Consider the following 20,615-nt stretch of genomic DNA (forward strand, 5'->3'; position numbering starts at 1 on the left):
TAAAAGATGAGATTATAAAAGATTTCGATGAGAAAAACTATGAAATTTGTATAGGTGCAAGCTATAAGGAACCAGAATATTTTGAAAAAATTAAAAATGATTTACTAAATAACACTTATTTTGAGAGTAGACTTAGCGAATATTCGGCAAATTTAAAGACTAATTTTATAAAAAATTGCGTGGCAAATTTTTTTAAATACTCAAATTTTATTGTGCCAATCGCTAGTATCTTTTGCTACTTTTTATATTTTGGCTTTGAAGTAAAATATTTTCCGATTTTAGACAGCTCAGAAATGATATTTACGGGCATTTTGCTATTTTGTGCGACTGCATTTATCACGGTTTTTGAGATCGGTATCTTAGTCTTTGTCTCAAACCTTTATCAAAATGATAATAAAAAATACAAATTTAAAAAGCCAAAATTTCTCTTTTTCTATAGCTCAAATTTCATATATTTTTTGACATCCATATCATTTTTCATTTTTGCTTTTATAGCTCATAGGCTTTCTTGTAATTTGCTAATGATACTATCGCTATTTCCGCTCTCTTATATCTGTGTAAATTTAGCGGTTTTCTTTAAGGATAGATCAAATTTTGTTATATATTTCTTGACTATTATAATGCTTATTTTATTTATCACATCGATTATTATTTCAAATAGCATTAGTGGATTTTTGGCACTTTGGATATTATTTTGCTCTTTTATGCTCTCATTCATTCTTGGAATAGCTAGCATAAAAGAGACGAAAGATTTTACTATTATTTTTTATTCGGCGCTCATTTTCATGATCATTTCAAACTCACTTTTATTTATAAAATACACAGCAAAAACGCTTGCTATAGGAAATGTTGATTATAAATTTTTACTTATTGACAAAAGCGCTTTAAAAGCTTTGCCAAGCTCGTTTTGCGAGGAAAAAGATAAAGACCAAACGGCTTGCGAGATAGATGAAAAGGCAGTTAAAATTTACGACGTGAAGTCGCTTTGCAATATTGGTAAATTTTATTATTTGCAGACGAAAGATGGAATAAAATTTGAGCTTGATGCAAGCAAAATTATCTCAGGATCTAAGGAGTAACTTCCTTAAGCTTTGGGGGCTAAAATTTGATCGATACATAAAATTTGCAGATTTAAAAATTAAAATTTATAGGCCAGATTTATCTGGCTAAGCTAAAAATTTCTTTAGCACAAGGCTAAATTTATTAAAAGTTAGCTATCCTAACACATCAATTTAAAACCAAACTTATTTAAGGCGATTAGTTATGATCTTTAAAAATATTGTCGAGAATTTTGCCGTAAATTACGCTCATAATTCTATTCAAAGATCACTATATAATGAATTTAATATAGACATTTTAACCACAACCTACACCAAAACTCCCAAAAAAGACAAAAAGTATATGCTCTACGCGCATGTACCATTTTGTCACACATTCTGCCCATATTGCTCGTTTCATAAGTACCACTATGAACAAGAGCTTGCAAAAATTTACTTTGAAAATTTACGTGAGGAGATGAGGCAGGTTAAAGAGGATGGATTTGACTTTGATTCACTTTATGTTGGCGGTGGTACGACGCTTATAAACGAGCCTGAGCTTGAGAAGACACTTAAGCTTGCAAAAGAGCTTTTTAGTATAGATGAAATTTCAGCAGAAAGCGATCCAAACCACATCTCACCCGAGAGTTTAGCTAGATTTGATGGATTAATTGATCGCTTAAGTGTTGGCGTACAAAGCTTTGATGATGAAACATTAAAAAGAGTTGGCAGATATGAGAAATTTGGCTCAGCCAAGGAGGTAAAAAGAAAACTTGAGCTTGCTCTTGGAAAGATCCCAGTCATTAGCCTCGATCTCATTTTTAACCTGCCAAATCAAACAAAAGAGCAGCTCATAAACGACATAAATACTGCAAAATCAATCTCTCCGCAACAAATCACCTTCTATCCACTTATGAAATCAGAGCTAACAAGAGAGAATATAGCTCGCTCACTTGGCGTTTCAAACGTAGATAATGAGCGTGAATTTTATGAGATAATCACTGAAGAATTTAGCAAAAGTAACTACAAACAAAGCAATGCTTGGGCATTTTCAAATGAAAAAAGTGCTGACCTTCGCGACGAATATGTTGGCTCAAATTTAGAGTATCTTGGCGTTGGTAGCGGAGCATTTAGCTTTCTTAACGGTGAGCTTGTAATAAATGCGTTTAATCTACTTGAATACGGCAAAAGGATAAAAAATAGGCAAAGTCCAGTCATTGCAAAATGTGGTTTTAGCAAGAAAGAGCGACTTAAATACACGTTTTTAACAAGGCTTTTTGATGGCGGAGTTGATATTAAAAGATATAATGACGAAAATAACATAAACATTAACAAAGCCTTATTTATGGAGCTTAGCTTGCTTAAGCTTGTAAATGCAATATATGAAGAAAATGGCATTATTAAGCCGACATTTTTTGGCAAATATATCTGCATCGTGCTTATGCGTGATTTTTACGCTGGTATGGACAAAGTGCGTGCGATATTTAAGGATGACGCTAAGATAAAACGAAGCAAGGTACTTCGCATAATGAGCGAAAATACTGAACAAAAGTATGAGCCAAATATCATTCAGCCGCGAGCTGCGATGTAATGCTAGCAAATTTAATCAAAAAAAATATCTATCAAATTTCTAAAATAGTGTTATTAACACTCGTATTTAGCGGACTTGGTGTCTGGACCCTTTCATTTATAAATAATGAGCTTGTAAGTTTAAAAGAATTTGACCCGATTCTTGCGATTAAATTTATAGCAGTCTTACTTTTATTTTTTATAAGCGCCATCGCCGCAAATATATCGCTTACAAATTTTGGACATAAATTTATCTACGAGCTAAGATATCAAAGTGTAAAGCAAATTTTAGATACGCCAAATAGCGTGATAAACGAGATCGGCAAGGCAAAGATCATAGCTAGCCTAAACAATGATATAAAAACGATCACATTTGCCTTTATGAGTGCTACTGGCTTTATACAAAGCCTAGTTTTTATCGTCTGCGCTAGCATCTACCTTTGTGTAATTGCTCCAAAAATTTTTATCTTTTTATCCATTTGGATCGGTGCGACTCTTTTTATAAATACACTTTTTATGAAAAAAATTCATCTTTATTTTAAGTATTCTAGAGTTCAAGATGACGCATTGCAAAAGCACTACGACGATATCGTAGAGGGGCATAGAGAGCTTAGTTTAAATAGAGCAAGGGCAAGTGTCTGCTTTGATGAGTTAAATTTTACAGGCGATAAAAAACGCCAAAATATGGTAAAGGCCGATATTTATCACGCATTAAGCGATAATTTCACAAACATTATGCTTCTTGGCTCAGTAGGACTTTGTGTATTTTTGTGCGTGGCATTTGACTGGGCGAGCCTGCAAACTGCGCTTAGCATAAGTCTTACGATACTATTTTTAAGAGGCTCTTTTATGAGTATGGTTGGCTCCATACCAGCTGCACTTAGCGCAAAAGTGAGCTTAGAAAAGATCATGAGCTTAAATTTAAATAAATTTAAGGAAGGCTTTAAATTTGACGATAGCCTAAGCGATAATTGGCAAAACATAAAGCTAAAAGATATAAATTTCAACTACGCTCACGGCAAATTTAGCCTAAAAGATGTAAATTTAGAGATCAAACGCGGTGAGATAACGTTTATCATCGGTAAAAATGGTAGCGGCAAAAGTACGCTTATAAATTTACTTTGCGGGCTAATGCGCCCAAGTAGTGGCGAGATTTACCTTGATAGCACAAAGATAGATGAAAGAAATTTACAAAGTTATCAGGCAAAGATTAGCGCTATTTTTGCCGATTTTTATCTATTTTCGCAAACGCTCTCTCATAATGGCTTTGCTAGCCAAAGCGAAATAGACGAGCTTTTAGCCTTACTTGAGATTGATAAAAAAGTAAGTGTCATAGATAATAAGCTTAGCACCACGCAACTCTCAACCGGCCAGCGAAAGCGCCTAAGCCTACTAATAGCCATATTAGAGCACCGCTCTATTCTTATCCTAGATGAATGGGCAGCCGATCAAGATCCGCTCTTTAAACGAAAATTTTACAAAGAAATTTTACCATTTTTACAAAGTAAGGGCATCAGCATAATCGCTGTTAGCCACGATGATAGCTATTTTGATGTAGCAACTAGGATCATCTTGGTAAAAGATGGCTTTGTGCGTGAGCTAGACGAGAGCGAGCGAATAAGTGCCGCAAAGGATGCAGTCGAGAAGATAAAATAGGAGTAATTTTTACACAAAAGCACAATACTCACCCTACTCTTAAGCCGTTTCAAGCTCAAATAAATTTAAATTTAGTAGAATCTTAAAAATTAAAAAAGGCAAAGTATGTCACATTCAGAGCTTGAAAGCACCTATTTTGGTGCATTTATCATACTTTTACTAGCGACTTGTTCATTTTGTTTAATAACATTCTTATCTTCAAAAATAAGTAAAAAATTAGCCAACCGCAATACCCAGCGTCTAAAACTTGGCTTTTATGAGTGTGGTCCAACCACCGTAAAACAGCCAAATAAGATAAATATCCACTACTTTTTTTATGGAATTTTATTTATTTTGTTTGATGTTGAAGTCATCTTTATGTATCCGTGGGCGGTGGATTTTAGGCTACTTGGAATTTTTGGACTAATCGAAATGTTGCTTTTCGTGGCGATTTTACTTATCGGCTTTGCTTATGCTTGGCAAAAAGGAGTCTTTAAATGGCAAAGCATCAGATAAACTACGCTGCAAATGGCGGTTTGCCAGTAGTTTTAACAACAGTTGACAAGCTAGTTCAGTGGGGCAGGAGCAACTCACTTTGGGCACTTAGCTACGGGCTTGCTTGCTGTGCTATCGAGATGATGGCAAGTGGCGCTAGCAGATATGACTTTGATAGGTTTGGCACCATTTTTAGGGCTAGCCCAAGACACTCAGAGGTGATGATCATAGCTGGCACGCTAACTAAAAAACATGCTGAGTTTACAAGACGTCTTTATGATCAGATGCCTGAGCCAAAATGGGTCATCTCAATGGGTAGCTGTGCAAACACTGGCGGCATGTTTAACACCTACTCTACCGTTCAAGGTGTAGACCGCATAATACCAGTTGATATCTACATCCCAGGCTGCGCCCCGCGTCCAGAGACGCTTCAATACGCACTTATGATGCTTCAAAAAAAGATAAGAAAGCAAAGTGCATTTAGGGCGCAAAAGCCAAGGAAACTTGAGATATGAGAGAGTATAAGCCAAAAAACGATCTACAAAAAAAGCAGTATTACAAAGAGAAATTTTACATAGAAAAGCAGACTTTAAAAGATGAAGTAAAAGGCAGTAAATTTGAAGATGAAATAGAAATTTTAGAACAGGGCGGTGTAGAAATTTTATCTAGCTACGTGGAGTTTGATCAGCTTATAGTTTATGTAAATTCTAGTGAAAATTTTAAAGCTCTTGAAGTATTAAAATCTTTTGGTTACGAACAGCTTAGTGAGCTTGCAGCACTTGATTTTATAAGTGTAAAAGGCGGATATGAGGTCTTTTATCAGCTTCTTAGCATTAGTAAAAATAGACGCGCTCGTGTAAAATGCTTTGTAAAAAAGGATGAAATGCTAAAAAGCGTTTGTGGGCTTTACAAAAGCGCAAACTGGGCTGAGCGCGAGATGTATGATCTAAGTGGCGTTCTCATTAAAGATCATCCAAATTTAAAGCGCCTCATCATGCCTGATGACTGGCACTCACATCCACTACTAAAGAGCTATCCGCTAGTGGGCGACGAAGCGGCCAAATGGTACGAGGTGGATAAAATTTTTGGGCGTGAATTTAGAGAGCAAATCGGCGAAGAGAACCGCGATCCAGCTTATATTGAAGAGAAAGATACCTTTGGATTTTCAAGAGTATTTAGCGAGGAGTACGAGTATCAAGAAGATGGCGGCGTAAAATTTGTCAAAAAGGCTAAATTTAACCAGAGCCAGATAGTAAAGGAAAGACCTTGAGCCAGTCACCAAACCGCTTAAAACCATTTTTTGAAAATTTAGAATTTGAGCAAAATGACGGCAAGATGATACTAAATTTTGGCCCACAGCACCCAAGTGCTCATGGCCAGCTAAAACTCGTGCTTGAGCTTGATGGCGAAAAGGTCGTGCGCGCTATGCCAGAGGTTGGCTTCATGCACCGAGGCGTTGAAAAAATGGCTGAAAATATGACCTATCAAGAATTTATCCCAGTGACTGATAGGGTTGATTACATCGCATCGAGTGCCAATAACTACGCATTTTGCGCAGCCGTGGAGAAGCTTTGCGCTATAGAAGTGCCTCGCCGTGCGCAGATTATTAGAGTGATGCTTTTAGAGCTAAACCGCATCAGCTCGCACCTTTTATTTTTAGCTACGCACGCCCTTGATGTGGGGGCAATGAGCGTCTTTTTATATGCATTTAGAGAGCGCGAATACGTCCTTGATCTAATAGAAAAATACTGCGGCGCAAGGCTAACACATAGCTCGATAAGGATCGGTGGCGTGCCGCTTGATCTGCCTGATGGCTGGTGCGAGGAGCTGCTTAAATTTTGTGAAAAATTTCCAAGCGATATCACGCTTTATGAAGATTTGCTAAGTGAAAATAGAATTTGGCAAGCAAGGCTTGTTGATGTGGGCATAATTAGCAAAGAGCTAGCCCTTAGTAGTGGCTGCTCTGGCGTCATGCTAAGAGCAAGCGGTGTGGCGCGTGATATAAGAAAAGAAGAGCCATATCTCATCTATGATGAGCTAGAATTTGACGTGCCTTATGCGACACACGGCGACTGCTACGCAAGGTATCTGCTTTACATGAAAGAGATGCGTGAGTGCGTGAAAATTTTAAAGCAGTGCGTTAGCAAGTATCAGACCAGCAGCCCCGCCATCATCGCCGACGCGCCAGATTACGTGAGCGCTTCAAAAGAGCAAATAATGAGCCAAAACTACTCATTAATGCAGCATTTTGTGCTTATAACTCAGGGTCTAAAGCCACCAAAAGGTGAAATTTACTTCGCTAGTGAGTCGCCAAAGGGCGAGCTTGGAATTTATATAAACTCAGATGGCAGCGCAAGCCCATACCGCCTAAAAATTCGCACGCCAAGCTTTTGGCACTGCGCTATTTATGAAGATTTATTGGTAGGCCAGTACATCGCTGACGTCGCTACGATAATTGGTAGTACAAATATCATCTTAGGCGAGGTCGATAGATGAGAAGGGTCGATCTTAGGCACTTAAAGAGTGAGTTTTTGAGCGCTCTTGGACAGCAGATAAAGGCTAGCAAGCCTGATGAAGTGATTATATTTTTATTTGAAATAGGCGATTTTAGTGGTGTGACAAAGGCTGTAAATTTAGCCTATAATCTAAACTGCGAAGTGATGAACTCGCTTAAATTTAACCAAGTTGATTGGGTATTAACCATAAAAAAGGGCAAGATATGAAATTTAATGATTTAATAGCAGGTAAAAGCTTAAGCATCGCAAATTTACTAAGCTTGAGTGATAAAAATTTAGCAAAAAAGATAAAAGAGCACGAGTTTAAATACATCTCTTGCATCGAAGATAGCGAGCTTGGCGGCGAAAATTTAATCCGCTGCGAAATAGGCTCAATAAGCTACGTCTTAGCTCTTCTTTGCAAATACGCAAATTTATCTTGCGATGAGTTTTTTAGCGAGCTTGATGATGGGCTGATAAGTGGCGAGTGCAATGTTGGTGAAGAGGAATTTGAAGAGCTAGGCGAGTGGATAAAGGACGTTAAAAACATCGTTATTGATGATTCATTTTTTACTCATCCAGATAAAGATGCGATCTTTTGGTTACTTGAAATTTTAGGCAAAAATGTCGTTTTAGCTGGTGGTTGCAGGAAAGAATTTAACGATTATCACAAAATAGACGAGCTAAAAGAGCTTGAAAATTTTGACGGAGCAGTCGTTTATCTAAACAAAAACGCAAGCGATGAGATCGTAGGTGGTGTGCAGTTTGGTATCGTAGCAAAGGCAAAAGATGGCGATATGCTAGATCTTAAAGCAAAAGATTTTAGCGTGAGGGCAAAATTTAAACTAGACCATTCGTTAAAAGGCACAGTTGCGATATTTGGCGCAAAAGAGTTTGATGGATACGCATTTAAACAAGTAGTAGTTAGTAAATGAAAATAAGCATAAATGATCAAATTTTAGAAGCAGATGAAGGCGAGAGCATCCTAAATATCGCAAGAGCAAATGGAATTTATATCCCAGCTCTTTGCTATCTTAGTGGCTGCTCACCAACTCTTGCTTGTAGGCTTTGCATGGTCGAGGCAAATGGCAAAGTAGTTTATAGCTGCAATGCCAAAGCAAAAGAGGATATGCAAATTTATACAAACACGCCAGAAATCGCTGCCGAGCGAAATGCGATCATGCAGACTTACTGCGTAAATCATCCGATTCAATGTGGCGTTTGTGATAAAAGCGGCGAATGCGAACTACAAAATTTAACTACGCATCTAAAAGTAAATGAACAAAAATTTGCCATCGCTGACACGCACAAACCACATAAAAAATGGGGGCTAATCAACTACGATCCAGCTCTTTGCATAGTCTGCGAAAGATGTGTCACTGTTTGTAAGGACAGGATCGGAGAGAGTGCACTAAAGACCGTACCAAGGGGCGTTGAGGTGCCAAAAGAGCTAAAAGAGAGTATGCCAAAAGATGCCTACGCAGTTTTTAGTAAGATGCAAAAAAGCTTAATAGGTCCAAGCGTGGGCGAGAGTCTTGGCTGCTCATTTTGTGGCGAGTGTATCAGCGTTTGTCCAACTGGAGCACTTATTAGTTCGCATTTTCAATATAGCACAAATATCTGGGAGCTAAACCCTATCCCAGCAGCAAATCCTCACCAAAGCGATTGCGAGCTAATTTACTATGACGTAAAAGAAAAGAGCACTAGCGATAGAAGTAAGCAAATTTACCGCGTCAACAATGATTTTACATTTGGCGAAATAAGTGGAGCAGCTAGGTTTGGCTATGACTTTCACAACGAGCTTGCCTGTAAAAATGAAGAGAAATTTGAAGAGATTGTTTTAAATATTAAAAATGGCACGATCAAAAATATAAAATTTAATAGCTTCATCACGAACGAAGAAGCCCTTATTTTAGAGCGTTTAAGAGAGAAATTTGATCTAAATCTAATAAACAATGAGGCGCTAAATTATCAAAAATTTTTAAATAAATTTAGCGAATTTAGCGGGCTTAGCTCATATAACGCAGACTTTGAAGATATTAAAAATAGCGATTTTATCATCAGTGCTGGTAGTTTTTTAAGACACGAAAGCCCAGTGACAAGCTTTAAGTTAAATAACGCTTTAAAAATGAATAAAGCAGCTGGAATTTACTTTCATCACATAGCCGATGAGATCGTTAAAAAATATTCTAAAAATTTTATCTATGTAGCGCATGAAGCTGGAAAATTAGAGCAAATTTTACTCTTTGTGCTTAAAAACTGGGGCGAAAATTTATCTAGCGCACTTACATCAAAGCTTGAAAATTTTGATGAAAATTTTGGCTTAGATATACCGGCTTTAAGTGATGGCAAAAGCAAATTTACGCTCATTTTAGGAAGCGATTTTTACACAGATGAAAATGCAAATTTACTAGCAACACTTACTGGAGTGATCGCTAGAGCTACGCCTTTTCGTGTGATGCTAATACCACCACGCACAAACTCACTTGGCGTTGCTAAAATTTGTACGCTCGCAAGCGAGAAAAAGCCTGGTAAGACGCTTGGCTATAACGAAAATGGCGATTATAAATTTAGCATTTTTGAAGGCGATATCGATGCTAGCGCGCTAAATCAGCAAGAAGGAACATTTACAAGCATAAATGACGCCCTAGTGCCAACAAATGTGGCGATACCGCACAAAGGTTATTTTCTAAACGATATTGCAAACGCACTTGGACTAATGGCTAAAGATACGATTGATTACACGCCACTTTTGCCAAAAGAAAAAGGATATAGAGGCATTAAATTTGATGATTTAGAAAATTTTTACGCAAACAACGGCACAAGTCACAGAGGTTATAAGCTTGAAATTTCAAATTTCACACCAAATGATGATATAGAACCACTTTTAAAAGATAATAAGAGCATAAATTTAAAAGATGACGAGGCACTTATAAGTCTTGCAAATCCTATAAATTTGCCATCATTTTTCGCAAACTATGCCACGCAAACAGCCAAAAGAGCGAAGCTTTATGCAAGTAGCGAATTTATGGCTAAATTTGAAATTTCACAAAATGAAGCGATTATTTTAGAAAAAGATGGGCACAAGCTTGCCATTTGCGTGGAGCTTGATAGCGAACTTGGCGGAGTTGGTGCGTATTTAGGTGATTATGATGACAAACTTGATGTAAACGTTATATTTAATGGCAAAAGCTACGCCGCAGTTAAAATCACAAAGGCAAAAGATGAGTGAAACACTATTTTTTGTGCTAAGCACTATCATTAAAGCCGTGGTCATCTTAGCCGTCATGGCAAGCCTTGCAGGACTAGCAACTTACGCTGAGAGAAAGGTACTAGCCTACATGCAGCGCCGCGTTGGGCCTGATATGGTTGGACCTGCTGGGATTTTACAGATAGTAGCTGACATGATAAAACTCTTTACAAAAGAGGACATCGTGCCAGCAAATACGAATAAATTTATCTTTTTAATAGCTCCACTAATATCAGCCATCGCCGCATTTGCAGCGCTTGCACCTGTGCCGTTTTTGCCTGAGTTTGAAATTTTTGGACATACATTACGTCCGATTCTCTCAGATATAAATGTTGGTATTTTATACATCGCTGGTGTTGCTTCAGTTTGCGTCTTCTCTCCACTTGCAGCAGGTCTTGCAAGCTATAATAAATTTGCACTAATTAGCGCGGCTCGCGCAGTAGTCTCACTTCTTAGTTTCGAAATAGTCGCTGGCATGGCTCTTTTAAGCGTCGTAATGGTAACTAGCTCACTCTCACTTGTGGATATAAACAACTATCAAAAAGGAATTTTTGGCTGGCTTATATTTAAGCAGCCACTTGCCTTTTTGCTATTTTTAATAGCAAGCTTTGTGGAGTGCAATAGAACGCCATTTTGCTTAACAGAAAACGAAACAGAGATAGTGGCAGGCTATGGCACCGAGTATAGCGGCATGAGATGGGCGATGTTTTTCATCGGCGAGTACACAAATATGATCGCTGCTAGCATCATCATTACGATTTTATTTTTAGGTGGATTTAACGAATTTTTATTTATCCCAGGTGCTTTGATGATCATCTTAAAATCAAGCATTGTCTTTTTCTTTTTTCTTTGGGTAAGGGCTTCATGGGCACATTTAAGAGTTGATCAGTTAAGTGCATTTTGCTGGAAAATTTTGCTTCCGCTTGGAATTTTAAATATCGTAATCACTGGCTTTATGCTACTAATCTAAGGCGAAAAATGAGTGAGAAAAAATATATTTTAATAGATGAAAAGTTAAAGCCAAAGAGTGCGTTTGATAAATTTAAGCACTTCATCGCTGTCACATTTAAGCCTGATCTTTTGATCGGACTAAAAGTCACTATAAAGCAGATGCTCTTTAGTAAGTCGCACACTTTAAAATACCCTATGCAAAAGATGGAGCTAAATGCTAGATATAGGGGTATTCACAAGCTTTTGAAATTTGTTGAAAGTGAAAATGAACGTTGCATTGGGTGTGGGCTATGTGAGAAAATTTGCGTTAGCAACTGCATTTCGATGAAAACTTCACTTGGCGAAGATGGCCGCAAAAAGGTCGCAAGCTACTCGATAAATTTAAGTAGATGCGTGTATTGTGGATTTTGTGCTGATGTTTGTCCTGAGCTTGCAATAGTTTGCGGACAAGAGTACGAAGTTGCTAGCGAGAGCAGGATCATATTTGGTACAAAAGATGAGTTTTTGACAAAGGATAAATTTTTAAAAGATCAAAGCGAGTTTGAAGGATACGGAGCGCTTCCTAAAAATGCTGATAGCTTAATCAAAAAGACACCAAATGCATTTATAAGCGAAAATGAAGATGAGACAAAAAGTGATGAGTAGTATAAATTTTAAAAGGGCAAAAGATGTATGAGAGCTTTGCATTTTATCTTTTTAGTGCCTTGGTTTTAGTTAGCTTTTCTTTTAGTGTATTTTGTAAAAATGCACTAAATGCAGTCTCTGCGCTAGCTGCTGGCATGGTATTTATCTCGGCTATATTTTTCTTACTTGGAGCGGAATTTTTAGGCGTAGTACAGATCATCGTATACACAGGCGCTGTGGTCGTTTTATATGCATTTGCAATGATGTTTTTTGATAGCAGTAAAGAATGTGAGCCAAAAAGTAGCAAAAAAGCAAAGATCACTATCTATTTTTTAAGTAGCTTTATAGCGCTTCTTTTGATATTTATATTTTTAGCACCTCTTTATGGTGCAAAATTTGATGGATTAAGTCCCATTGCTAGCGAGCTTGGCAATATCGAGGCTATTGGAATTTTGCTTTTTAGCAAGTATTTAATCGCTTTTGAGATGTGTGCTGTAATGCTTCTTGTAGCAATGGTTGCTGGCATTATCTTAATACATAAAGACCTAAACACTCAAAATACGCTAGAGGAGATGCTATGATAGGGCTTACCCACTACCTCATCCTTGCAAGTCTGGTCTTTGTCTTAGGGCTAATTGGCATAATGCGAAGAAAAAATTTGATCATGCTATTTTTCTCAAGTGAAATTTTACTAAACTCGGCAAATATCGCACTTGCTGCCATTTCAAAATACCACTTTGATCTAACTGGACAAATAGTTGCATTTTTTATAGTTGCAATCGCCGCTAGTGAGGTCGCCGTGGGACTTGGCTTACTAGTGCTTTGGTACAAAAAGACTGGCAGCATTAGCCTAGAGTCGATGACAAATATGAAAGGCTAAGAGATGACTTTATTTTGCATTTCACTATTTTTCCCTCTTCTTAGCTTTATCATTTCCGGACTTTTTTCACATAGCAGTAAAAATTTTTTACTTGGTATCTTTTGCTCACTTTTAATGATAATCAGCACAACTGCCTCACTCATGCTAACAGCTAGCCTTGGCATAGATGAACCGCTAAATTTATCACTAAAAGAATTTATAAATTTTGGCGGTCTGGATTTAAATTTTGGCTTCTATCTTGACGCCATTAGCCTTGTTATGCTTAGCACCGTTGGTATCGTGGCAAGCATCGTGCATATCTACTCGGTTGGCTACATGAGAGATGATGCAAGTTTTAACCGCTTTTTTAGTTATTTGGGGCTCTTTGTATTTTGCATGAACGTCCTTGTATCAAGCGATAATTTCATAGGACTTTTCATCGGCTGGGAGGGTGTTGGACTTTGCTCTTGGCTACTCATTGGCTTTTGGTATAAAAGGCCTAGTGCAAACGTCGCTGCAAACGAGGCCTTTATAATGAATAGGGTTGCTGATCTTGCTATGCTTGTTGGTATCTTTTATATATTTTATAGCTTTGGCTCACTTAAATTTAGCGAGGTTTTTAACGCCAGAAGCGACTTTTCTGGGCTAAATTTAGGCATCATCGCCACACTTCTTTTTATAGGTGCCATGGGTAAAAGCGCGCAGTTTCCATTTCACACTTGGCTTGCAAACGCCATGGAGGGACCAACACCAGTTTCTGCGCTCATCCACGCTGCGACCATGGTAACAGCTGGCGTCTATCTAGTCATACGCTCAAATTTTATCTTTACAAACGCGCCTGAAGTATCGCACTTTATCGCTTATCTTGGCACATTTGTAGCGGTTTTTGCCGCTAGCATCGCGCTTGTGCATAACGACCTTAAAAAAATAGTCGCCTACTCGACGCTTTCGCAGCTTGGTTATATGTTCGTAGCTGCTGGCCTTGGCGCTTATAAGATCGCACTTTTTCACCTTGTCACGCACGCATTTTTTAAGTCACTTCTCTTTTTATGTGCTGGCAACGTCATGCACGCGATGAATGATGAGCTAAATATCAAAAAAATGGGCGGACTTTATAAATTTATGAAACCAACTGCACTCCTTTCTATCATCGCAAGCTGTGCGCTAGCTGGATTTTATCCATTTGCTGGCTTTTTCTCTAAAGATAAAATTTTAGAGGTTGCCTTTAGTGAAAATAAATTTTTATGGATCATTTTACTCTTTGGTGCGGTGCTTACGGCATTTTATAGCTTTAGGCTTGTTATGCTCGTCTTTTTTACAAAGCCAAAGAGCGAGAAACACGTGCATGAAGCTAAAAACTATATGCTAGCTGGCATGGGCGTACTTGGAATTCTCTCAGTCATAAGTGGCTTTTTTTGGAGCAATTTTAGTGAGTTTTTAGAAAAAAGTTTAAAAGATTTTTCACTAAATTTATCTCACGGCAGCGAAATTTTCTTACTCGTTTTAACACTTAGCCTAGTGCTAGCAAGTGCTGGCTTTGCTATATTTGCCTATAAAAGAGAAATTTTTAAAGAGAATATTTGTGAGAGCAGAGCTTATAAAATTTTACAAAATGCCTACTTTATACCAAAATTTTATGAGAAATTTTTCATAAATGGCTACACGTTAGTTTCACAAATTTGTAAAAAGATTGATGAGATGATAATTGATCGTAGTGTCGATCTAGTCGCAACAGCGCTAAATAAATTTGCATTTTTAGCAAACAAAATGCAAAGTGGCGACTTAAGCATCATGCTTAGATTTATGGTTGCAGGATTTGCCTTGCTTTTAAGCTTTATATTTTTATTAAACGGAGCCAAATAATGCTAAGTGTAATCATATTTTTCCCTGCAATAAGCGCAATACTTGGCTTTTTAATAGAAAATAAAAGCATAAAATTTTATGGAGCAAGCATCGCGCTGATCGAGCTTTTGCTAACGCTTTTTATTTGTTTTAATGTTGATTTTAAAGGCTACGACTTTGTTTTAACGCATCAAGCCCCACTCATATCGAGCCTAAATATCAGCTATTTTGTCGGCATCGATACCATTTCACTAGCTCTTATCGTGCTTAGTGCGTTTATGAGCTTCATCTCTATCGCCGCACTTAGCGATGATGGAAATTTAAAACACCTTGTTATTAGCGTACTCTTTTTAGAGACCACGATGATGGGCGTCTTTAGCGCGCTTGATATGATAATGTTTTACAGCTTTTGGGAGCTTAGCCTCATACCGCTTCTTTACATTATCGGCGCATTTGGCAGTAAAAATAGAATTTACGCTGCGATTAAATTTTTCATCTATACGTTTTTAGGCTCTGTCTTTATGCTCGTGGCGATCATCTTTATCGGCTATCTGTGCTATCAAAAAAGCAGCGTCTTTAGCTTTAATCTGCTTGATTGGTATAAGCTTGGCATTGGAGAAAATGCTCAAATTTGGCTATTTTTAGCGTTTTTCTTCGCCTTTGGTGTGAAAACTCCATTATTTCCATTTCATACGTGGCTGCCTTACGCACACGGACAGGCTCCGACTATCGGCTCGGTGCTGCTTGCTAGCGTGCTTTTAAAGATGGGCACTTACGGCTTTCTGAGATTTTCACTTCCACTCTTTCCAGATGCGAGCCTGCTTTTAAGTGGCTTTGTCTGCGTCATAGCGATCATCATGATCATCTACGCAGCCCTCGTTGCCTACGCACAAAGCGATATGAAGCAAGTGATCGCTTATAGCTCCATTTCACACATGGGCGTTATCATGCTTGGCATTTTTTCACTAAATTTAATAGGCCTTGGCGGCTCAATATTTTTAATGATAAGCCATGGCATCGTAAGTGGTGCGCTATTTTTACTAGTTGGCGTCATATATGAGAGGGCTCACACAAAAGAAATTTGCGAATTTGGCGGCCTTGCTAAGGTTATGCCAAAGTATGCGCTTGTGTTTTTTATAGCAACACTTGCAAGTATCGGCCTGCCACTAACCATTGGCTTTGTGGGCGAGTTTTTGAGCCTGCTTGGCATCTTTAAGCTAAACAAGCTCTTTGCGCTACTTGGTGGCTTTAGCATCATCGTGGGCGCTGTTTATATGCTAGTGCTTTATAAAAGAGTATTTTTTGGCGAGTGTAAGAAGAAAAATTTAAGCCTAAAAGATCTAAATTTTAAAGAGTTAGTCGCTCTTGTGCCGCTTTGCTTGCTTATAATCGCTCTTGGCGTCGCTCCAAATTTAATCCTAAAGCCGCTTGAGTCAAGCGTGCAAAATATCATAAGCAAAATGCAAACTAGAGCCGTAAATAGCGACACAAAGGATAAAATTTCATCTTTAAATGGTGGGAGCAAACTATGAATGAAATAGCCTTTTTAGACCTTAAAGAAATTTCTTTATCTTCGGTTGCTCCGATGCTTAGTATGATAATCTTTGCGCTTTTTATCTTAATCGTTGGCACCATAAAAAAAGATCTTTCAAGAAATTTTTACTGCGTATTTTGTATCATCGCAATATTTGTAAATTTGGGTCTAATACTTGATTTTAATGGTCTTAGCCTTAGCTTTTGGGATATGCTTTTGGTTGATGGCATTTCGGTCATCTCTCAAGTCATCATCCTAATCGCCTCAGCTCTTTTTATCCCGCTCGCACTTAGCACAAAAGAGTATTTTGAGTACAAAATTTACGAGTATTATGCTCTATTTTTGTTTATGATCGCTGGATTTTTATTTATGGTGAGCTCAAACAACCTACTCATCATCTTTTTAGGACTTGAGATCAGTTCGCTTTGCCTCTACACCCTAATCGCCCTTCACAACAAGGCAAAAAGCGTAGAAGCTGCGATAAAATACTTTGCGATGGGCTCGCTCTCAGCTGGCTTTTTTGCGATGGCAATAGCGATGTTTTATCTAGCGACAAACTCAATAGACATCGCTCGTATCGGCGTTGTGATAAAAGATCTTAGCCTAAATCAAAATTTGATCATTTTGCTTGGCTGTGTTTTCATCGCCTCAGCCATTGGTTTTAAGCTCTCACTCATACCATTTCACACATGGATACCAGACGTTTATGAGGGCTCAAATGCCCCGCTAGCAGGCTATATGTCGATCGTGCCAAAGGTAGCAGCTTTTATCGTTGCGTTAAGAATTTTTGCGATGCTTGAGGGCTCACAAATTTTGTGGATAAAAGATATGCTCTATATCATCGCCGTGCTTACGATGAGCCTTGCAAACATCATGGCGCTAGTGCAAAAAGACGTAAAAAGGATGCTTGCTTTTAGCTCCATAGCTCACGCTGGTGTCGTGCTCTGTGCGCTTGTGGCAAATTCTCACGAGGCAAATGTCGCCTTATTTTTCTACTGGATCATGTTTTTGTTTGCAAATTTGGGCGCATTTTCTATGCTCTGGGTGGCAAGGTGCGACGATGTGGTCTGCTGGGACAAGCGCTTTAAGCATCCATTTGAGAAATTTTCAGGGCTTATAAAAATTTTACCAAGTTACGCCGTGATAATGGGAATTTTCATGATCGCCCTTGCTGGCATACCGCCTTTTAGCGTATTTTGGGGTAAGATGGTGCTTATCTCATCGCTCATAAAGTCTGATTACGTCGTGCTTAGCGTTATAATTATGATAAATTCTGCCATTGCGATTTATTACTATTTAAAGCTAATCGTCTTTATGTTTCTAAAAGAGCCGATCGTAAAAGATAAAAATCTCTACACTGCAAATATCTCGATGGCGCTAAAAGTAATTGTTGGCATTGCGGTAGCTGGAACGGCCTTTTCTTTTTTATTTTCTGGAGCGATTTTAGAATTTATTGAGCATTTTGTCTTTGCTTCAGGATTTTAGAAAATTTAACTATAATTGCGGCATGAAAAAGCTCTTAATTATTTTATTTTTTCCGCTTTATCTAACCGCTTTTAATCTTAGCCTAAATAGCGGCGCAAATGGTGATAAACCTTATAGCGTTCTTCAGCTAAGCGATGAGCAAGAATTTGAATGCGTGGAGCAAATTTTAGCTTACGACACCAAACGCTATGTCTGCATGCTTGATGATGAAATTTTGCCAAAAATTGAAGATACGACACTGCCATTAATGGATATAAAATATAAAAAGCAAGATGGCAAGCTTTTTATCGTCATAATGCCAAAAGCACCGTCAAAACTGCTAAATATAAAAACTGAGCTTTATAGTAGCCAAAACGTACAAGATAGCCCAAAAACAACCATTTCAAAACACTTTAGCATAATTATAGATACTTCGCTCAGTGAAAATAGCAAAAGAAAGTCTGGGCTAAATTTTAAACCTGATTTTAAAGATATGCTAAATCCTAGTATCGGAGCGCTTGATCTTAACAAAGCTCCTATTGCTGGGCTTGATAGTAATGACATTGATATCTACATAAGTATAAAAAGAGCTTATGAAAAGGGCGCTTATGAAAATGTAGTAAAAGATACTCAAACAGCAATAAAAAGGCATCCAAATAGCCTTTTTTCAAGTGAATTTTTACTATTTCGTCTAAGGGCTCTTGATAAAATTTTTGAGACAAAAAATGAGTTTGAAGAGATCGAGCCAAAAGACATCGTAAGTGAAGGTAGGGCTTGGATCAGAAAATTCCCATCTGATGAAAACTATCCAGAGGTGCTATATCTGATCGCCAGAGCCTACCTAAAAGATAGCATCGCAAGTGATGCAAAATATATGCTTGATATCTTAAACGAAGAGCACGCAAACTCAAAATTTACAAAACTTGCAGCGCTTGATTATGCTGATTATCTCTACAAGATAGGCAGACAAAAAGAGGCACTAAAAGACTATGAAAAAGTGCTTTACTCCACAAACGACATCGACCTTGCAAGTAGAGCAGCACTAAGCCTAGCTGATGCAAATATCGATAAAGAAAAATTTGATGAAGCAAAGAAATTTATACTAAAAATCGCAAATGCGAATGAAAAATTTTTTATGAATAACCCAACAAAGTCGATGAATCTTGCAACCACATTTGCAAGTAAAGATATGCCTGATGTGGCTGCTAAAATTTATGAAATCTTGATAAATAATAGCGATAGAACGAAAGATTTTTATGAAGTTGCTTTAAAAAATTTAGCGCTCAATCTAGCCAAAACAAAAGATGAGAAAAAAGCATACGAATACTTAAATAGATATGAGACAGAGTTTAAATATGGTGATTATATCGATGAGGTGACTAAAGCAAAAGATGGGTTATTTTTTGAAGAAAAGGATAAAAATGCTACTGCACTTCATGCTAGATATAAAGAGCTAATTGAAAAATATGCTGGGACAAATATTAGCCAAAAGGCTCTAATAAGCGAGCTTGAGCTGGATATTAAAGAGCGTAAATTCTCCGATGCACTATCTTACAAAACCATGGCAAAAGATGGAAATTTAAGTAAGGCAATGGAGCTGATAAATGAGGCTGCGCTAGAGCTTACAAAAGAGTATTTTATAAAAGATGATTGCACGGCTGTTATAAATTTACTTGAAAACTACGATATAAATAAAATCTCATTACCGCAATTTAAGCTCTTTAACTGCTATTACAGAACGGCCCGCTACAACGATGCACTTGAGCTCGCAAAAGCTCATGCAAAAGATGAAAATTTAGAAGATAGAGTTGAGTGGCTGGTAAATTTGAGCAAAATTTTATATAAAAATAAAGACTACGAGCATGCGATCATTGCTGCAAATGACGCGCTTTCACTTGGCTCATCAGTCGAATACTCAGATCCAACACCATCTCTTTTTGACAGGTTTTACTCATTGCTTGCATTAAAACGCTTTACGGAGGCGATCTCAACCATTAGCGCTATTGAGCAGCTAAGAGGCCAAGACTTCAAGATTATCGAAGCATATACAGCCATAAGTGACTATGCGATGAAAAGTAATGACTACGCCATCGCTACAACATATGCCAAAAAAGCTCTTGAGCTACAAACAAAAGCCAAAATAAATACATTTTCGCCAAAGATAAATTTTAACTACTCAGAAGCTTCACTAAAGACAGATAACCTAGGTGAGGCGCTTGACGAGGCGAAATTTATACTAAATATGAAACTTGGACCAGAAGACCGCTTACACGCTTTAAATTTGATAAGTGAAATTTATATAAGGCAAAAGCAGTTTAAGTTGGCTAGGCCTTATTTAAATGAGTGCTCTGACTCAAATTTTATAAGCCCGTATAAAGATGCTTGCAAAGCTAAGCTTGACATGATAGGCAAAAGCTAAAGCTTGCTTGCTAAGTTTTATATTTGAGCTTAAAATTAGTAGGCTTTATTTTTGCTATTTAAATTGAGCTTTCTTTATAATTGAGTCTTTAATATTTTTTACATTGCCACCAAATACTCTTTATATTATAAAAAGAACTATATTTATCGTAAGCCTTAATGTATTTTTAACGCACGAGCATGACTGGTATGTTTAAATTTTAAGCATCTTTCTCATAAATAAAGAGAATTGGCCATTTTATTAAATCAACAATACTAAATGTAGGCTGTTTTACGATTTATAAGCTTAAAAATTAAAAATACTTAATGAGTTTTACCCAATAGATCAAAGCAAAAAATAACTTGTAACGCTTGTAATTATATTTATATGATGTGTTTTATTGTATTTATAGAAATTTTTAGCTTATTGTAAATTAGCTTCTAAAATTTATTACTTTATTAC

At 37.4% G+C, this 20,615-nt stretch carries 18 protein-coding genes; all 18 read left to right on the plus strand.

All coding sequences use genetic code 11. The features are described from left to right. Positions 1-1,079 (plus strand): hypothetical protein (locus CYP28_RS00060; protein ID WP_103592647.1); only part of this gene is annotated, 1,079 nt, incomplete at its 5' end. Between the two features lie 184 nt (positions 1,080-1,263). Then, positions 1,264-2,628 carry a coproporphyrinogen III oxidase family protein gene (locus tag CYP28_RS00065; protein ID WP_103592648.1) on the plus strand — a complete coding sequence of 455 codons (1,365 nt, stop codon included), beginning with the start codon at positions 1,264-1,266 and terminating at the stop codon, positions 2,626-2,628. After that, on the plus strand, positions 2,628-4,262 hold the full coding sequence (locus CYP28_RS00070) for a multidrug ABC transporter permease/ATP-binding protein (RefSeq protein ID WP_103592649.1): 1,635 nt from the start codon (positions 2,628-2,630) through the stop codon (positions 4,260-4,262). The genes CYP28_RS00065 and CYP28_RS00070 overlap by 1 nt, the downstream gene beginning before the upstream one ends. A gap of 105 nt (positions 4,263-4,367) precedes the next feature. Beyond that, positions 4,368-4,757 (plus strand): NAD(P)H-quinone oxidoreductase subunit 3, encoded by a 390-nt coding sequence (locus CYP28_RS00075; RefSeq protein WP_021090439.1) that lies wholly within the window; start codon positions 4,368-4,370, stop codon positions 4,755-4,757. Beyond that, positions 4,739-5,251 (plus strand): NuoB/complex I 20 kDa subunit family protein, encoded by a 513-nt coding sequence (locus tag CYP28_RS00080; RefSeq protein WP_012001120.1) that lies wholly within the window; start codon positions 4,739-4,741, stop codon positions 5,249-5,251. Before CYP28_RS00075 ends, CYP28_RS00080 begins: the two co-directional genes overlap by 19 nt. After that, positions 5,248-6,006, plus strand: coding sequence for an NADH-quinone oxidoreductase subunit C (locus tag CYP28_RS00085; RefSeq protein ID WP_103592650.1), 759 nt, complete (start codon positions 5,248-5,250; stop codon positions 6,004-6,006). Before CYP28_RS00080 ends, CYP28_RS00085 begins: the two co-directional genes overlap by 4 nt. After that, entirely contained in the window at positions 6,003-7,232 is a 1,230-nt protein-coding gene (nuoD, locus tag CYP28_RS00090) for an NADH dehydrogenase (quinone) subunit D (protein ID WP_103592651.1), read from the plus strand. The genes CYP28_RS00085 and nuoD overlap by 4 nt, the downstream gene beginning before the upstream one ends. Then, complete coding sequence (locus CYP28_RS00095; protein WP_103592652.1) at positions 7,229-7,459, plus strand: NADH-ubiquinone oxidoreductase subunit E family protein; 231 nt, start codon at positions 7,229-7,231, stop codon at positions 7,457-7,459. The genes nuoD and CYP28_RS00095 overlap by 4 nt, the downstream gene beginning before the upstream one ends. Then, positions 7,456-8,166, plus strand: coding sequence for a hypothetical protein (locus CYP28_RS00100; protein WP_103592653.1), 711 nt, complete (start codon positions 7,456-7,458; stop codon positions 8,164-8,166). The genes CYP28_RS00095 and CYP28_RS00100 overlap by 4 nt, the downstream gene beginning before the upstream one ends. Continuing rightward, positions 8,163-10,463: an NADH-quinone oxidoreductase subunit G gene (locus tag CYP28_RS00105; RefSeq protein WP_103592654.1), complete on the plus strand. Its 2,301-nt coding sequence runs from the start codon at positions 8,163-8,165 to the stop codon at positions 10,461-10,463. Before CYP28_RS00100 ends, CYP28_RS00105 begins: the two co-directional genes overlap by 4 nt. Beyond that, entirely contained in the window at positions 10,456-11,451 is a 996-nt protein-coding gene (nuoH, locus tag CYP28_RS00110) for an NADH-quinone oxidoreductase subunit NuoH (RefSeq protein WP_084041825.1), read from the plus strand. The genes CYP28_RS00105 and nuoH overlap by 8 nt, the downstream gene beginning before the upstream one ends. 8 nt (positions 11,452-11,459) lie before the next feature. Next, positions 11,460-12,077, plus strand: a complete 618-nt coding sequence (gene nuoI / locus CYP28_RS00115; protein ID WP_103588756.1) for an NADH-quinone oxidoreductase subunit NuoI — start codon at positions 11,460-11,462, stop codon at positions 12,075-12,077. Between the two features lie 23 nt (positions 12,078-12,100). Further along, complete coding sequence (locus tag CYP28_RS00120; RefSeq protein ID WP_103592655.1) at positions 12,101-12,637, plus strand: NADH-quinone oxidoreductase subunit J; 537 nt, start codon at positions 12,101-12,103, stop codon at positions 12,635-12,637. Next, positions 12,634-12,936 (plus strand): NADH-quinone oxidoreductase subunit NuoK, encoded by a 303-nt coding sequence (nuoK, locus tag CYP28_RS00125; RefSeq protein ID WP_103592656.1) that lies wholly within the window; start codon positions 12,634-12,636, stop codon positions 12,934-12,936. Before CYP28_RS00120 ends, nuoK begins: the two co-directional genes overlap by 4 nt. A 3-nt stretch (positions 12,937-12,939) precedes the next feature. Then, entirely contained in the window at positions 12,940-14,778 is a 1,839-nt protein-coding gene (gene nuoL, locus CYP28_RS00130) for an NADH-quinone oxidoreductase subunit L (protein ID WP_103592657.1), read from the plus strand. Continuing rightward, positions 14,778-16,289, plus strand: a complete 1,512-nt coding sequence (locus CYP28_RS00135) for an NADH-quinone oxidoreductase subunit M (RefSeq protein ID WP_103592658.1) — start codon at positions 14,778-14,780, stop codon at positions 16,287-16,289. Before nuoL ends, CYP28_RS00135 begins: the two co-directional genes overlap by 1 nt. Continuing rightward, complete coding sequence (gene nuoN / locus CYP28_RS00140; protein WP_103592659.1) at positions 16,286-17,776, plus strand: NADH-quinone oxidoreductase subunit NuoN; 1,491 nt, start codon at positions 16,286-16,288, stop codon at positions 17,774-17,776. The genes CYP28_RS00135 and nuoN overlap by 4 nt, the downstream gene beginning before the upstream one ends. Before the next feature lie 22 nt (positions 17,777-17,798). Further along, entirely contained in the window at positions 17,799-20,174 is a 2,376-nt protein-coding gene (locus tag CYP28_RS00145; RefSeq protein WP_103592660.1) for a tetratricopeptide repeat protein, read from the plus strand. Positions 20,175-20,615 lie beyond the last annotated feature (441 nt).

The organism is Campylobacter concisus, from assembly GCF_002914195.1.
Lineage (GTDB): Bacteria > Campylobacterota > Campylobacteria > Campylobacterales > Campylobacteraceae > Campylobacter_A > Campylobacter_A concisus_M.

Bases quoted from the DNA above. Each gene is read 5' to 3' on its own strand.
- CYP28_RS00075 (WP_021090439.1), top strand. From the start codon at position 4,368: ATGTCACATTCAGAGCTTGAAAGCACCTATTTTGGTGCATTTATCATA.
- nuoL (WP_103592657.1), top strand. From the start codon at position 12,940: ATGACTTTATTTTGCATTTCACTATTTTTCCCTCTTCTTAGCTTTATC.
- CYP28_RS00120 (WP_103592655.1), top strand. From the start codon at position 12,101: ATGTATGAGAGCTTTGCATTTTATCTTTTTAGTGCCTTGGTTTTAGTT.
- CYP28_RS00105 (WP_103592654.1), top strand. From the start codon at position 8,163: ATGAAAATAAGCATAAATGATCAAATTTTAGAAGCAGATGAAGGCGAG.
- nuoN (WP_103592659.1), top strand. From the start codon at position 16,286: ATGAATGAAATAGCCTTTTTAGACCTTAAAGAAATTTCTTTATCTTCG.
- CYP28_RS00095 (WP_103592652.1), top strand. From the start codon at position 7,229: ATGAGAAGGGTCGATCTTAGGCACTTAAAGAGTGAGTTTTTGAGCGCT.
- nuoH (WP_084041825.1), top strand. From the start codon at position 10,456: ATGAGTGAAACACTATTTTTTGTGCTAAGCACTATCATTAAAGCCGTG.
- CYP28_RS00100 (WP_103592653.1), top strand. From the start codon at position 7,456: ATGAAATTTAATGATTTAATAGCAGGTAAAAGCTTAAGCATCGCAAAT.
- CYP28_RS00065 (WP_103592648.1), top strand. From the start codon at position 1,264: ATGATCTTTAAAAATATTGTCGAGAATTTTGCCGTAAATTACGCTCAT.
- CYP28_RS00145 (WP_103592660.1), top strand. From the start codon at position 17,799: ATGAAAAAGCTCTTAATTATTTTATTTTTTCCGCTTTATCTAACCGCT.
- CYP28_RS00085 (WP_103592650.1), top strand. From the start codon at position 5,248: ATGAGAGAGTATAAGCCAAAAAACGATCTACAAAAAAAGCAGTATTAC.
- CYP28_RS00135 (WP_103592658.1), top strand. From the start codon at position 14,778: ATGCTAAGTGTAATCATATTTTTCCCTGCAATAAGCGCAATACTTGGC.
- nuoI (WP_103588756.1), top strand. From the start codon at position 11,460: ATGAGTGAGAAAAAATATATTTTAATAGATGAAAAGTTAAAGCCAAAG.
- CYP28_RS00080 (WP_012001120.1), top strand. From the start codon at position 4,739: ATGGCAAAGCATCAGATAAACTACGCTGCAAATGGCGGTTTGCCAGTA.
- CYP28_RS00070 (WP_103592649.1), top strand. From the start codon at position 2,628: ATGCTAGCAAATTTAATCAAAAAAAATATCTATCAAATTTCTAAAATA.
- nuoK (WP_103592656.1), top strand. From the start codon at position 12,634: ATGATAGGGCTTACCCACTACCTCATCCTTGCAAGTCTGGTCTTTGTC.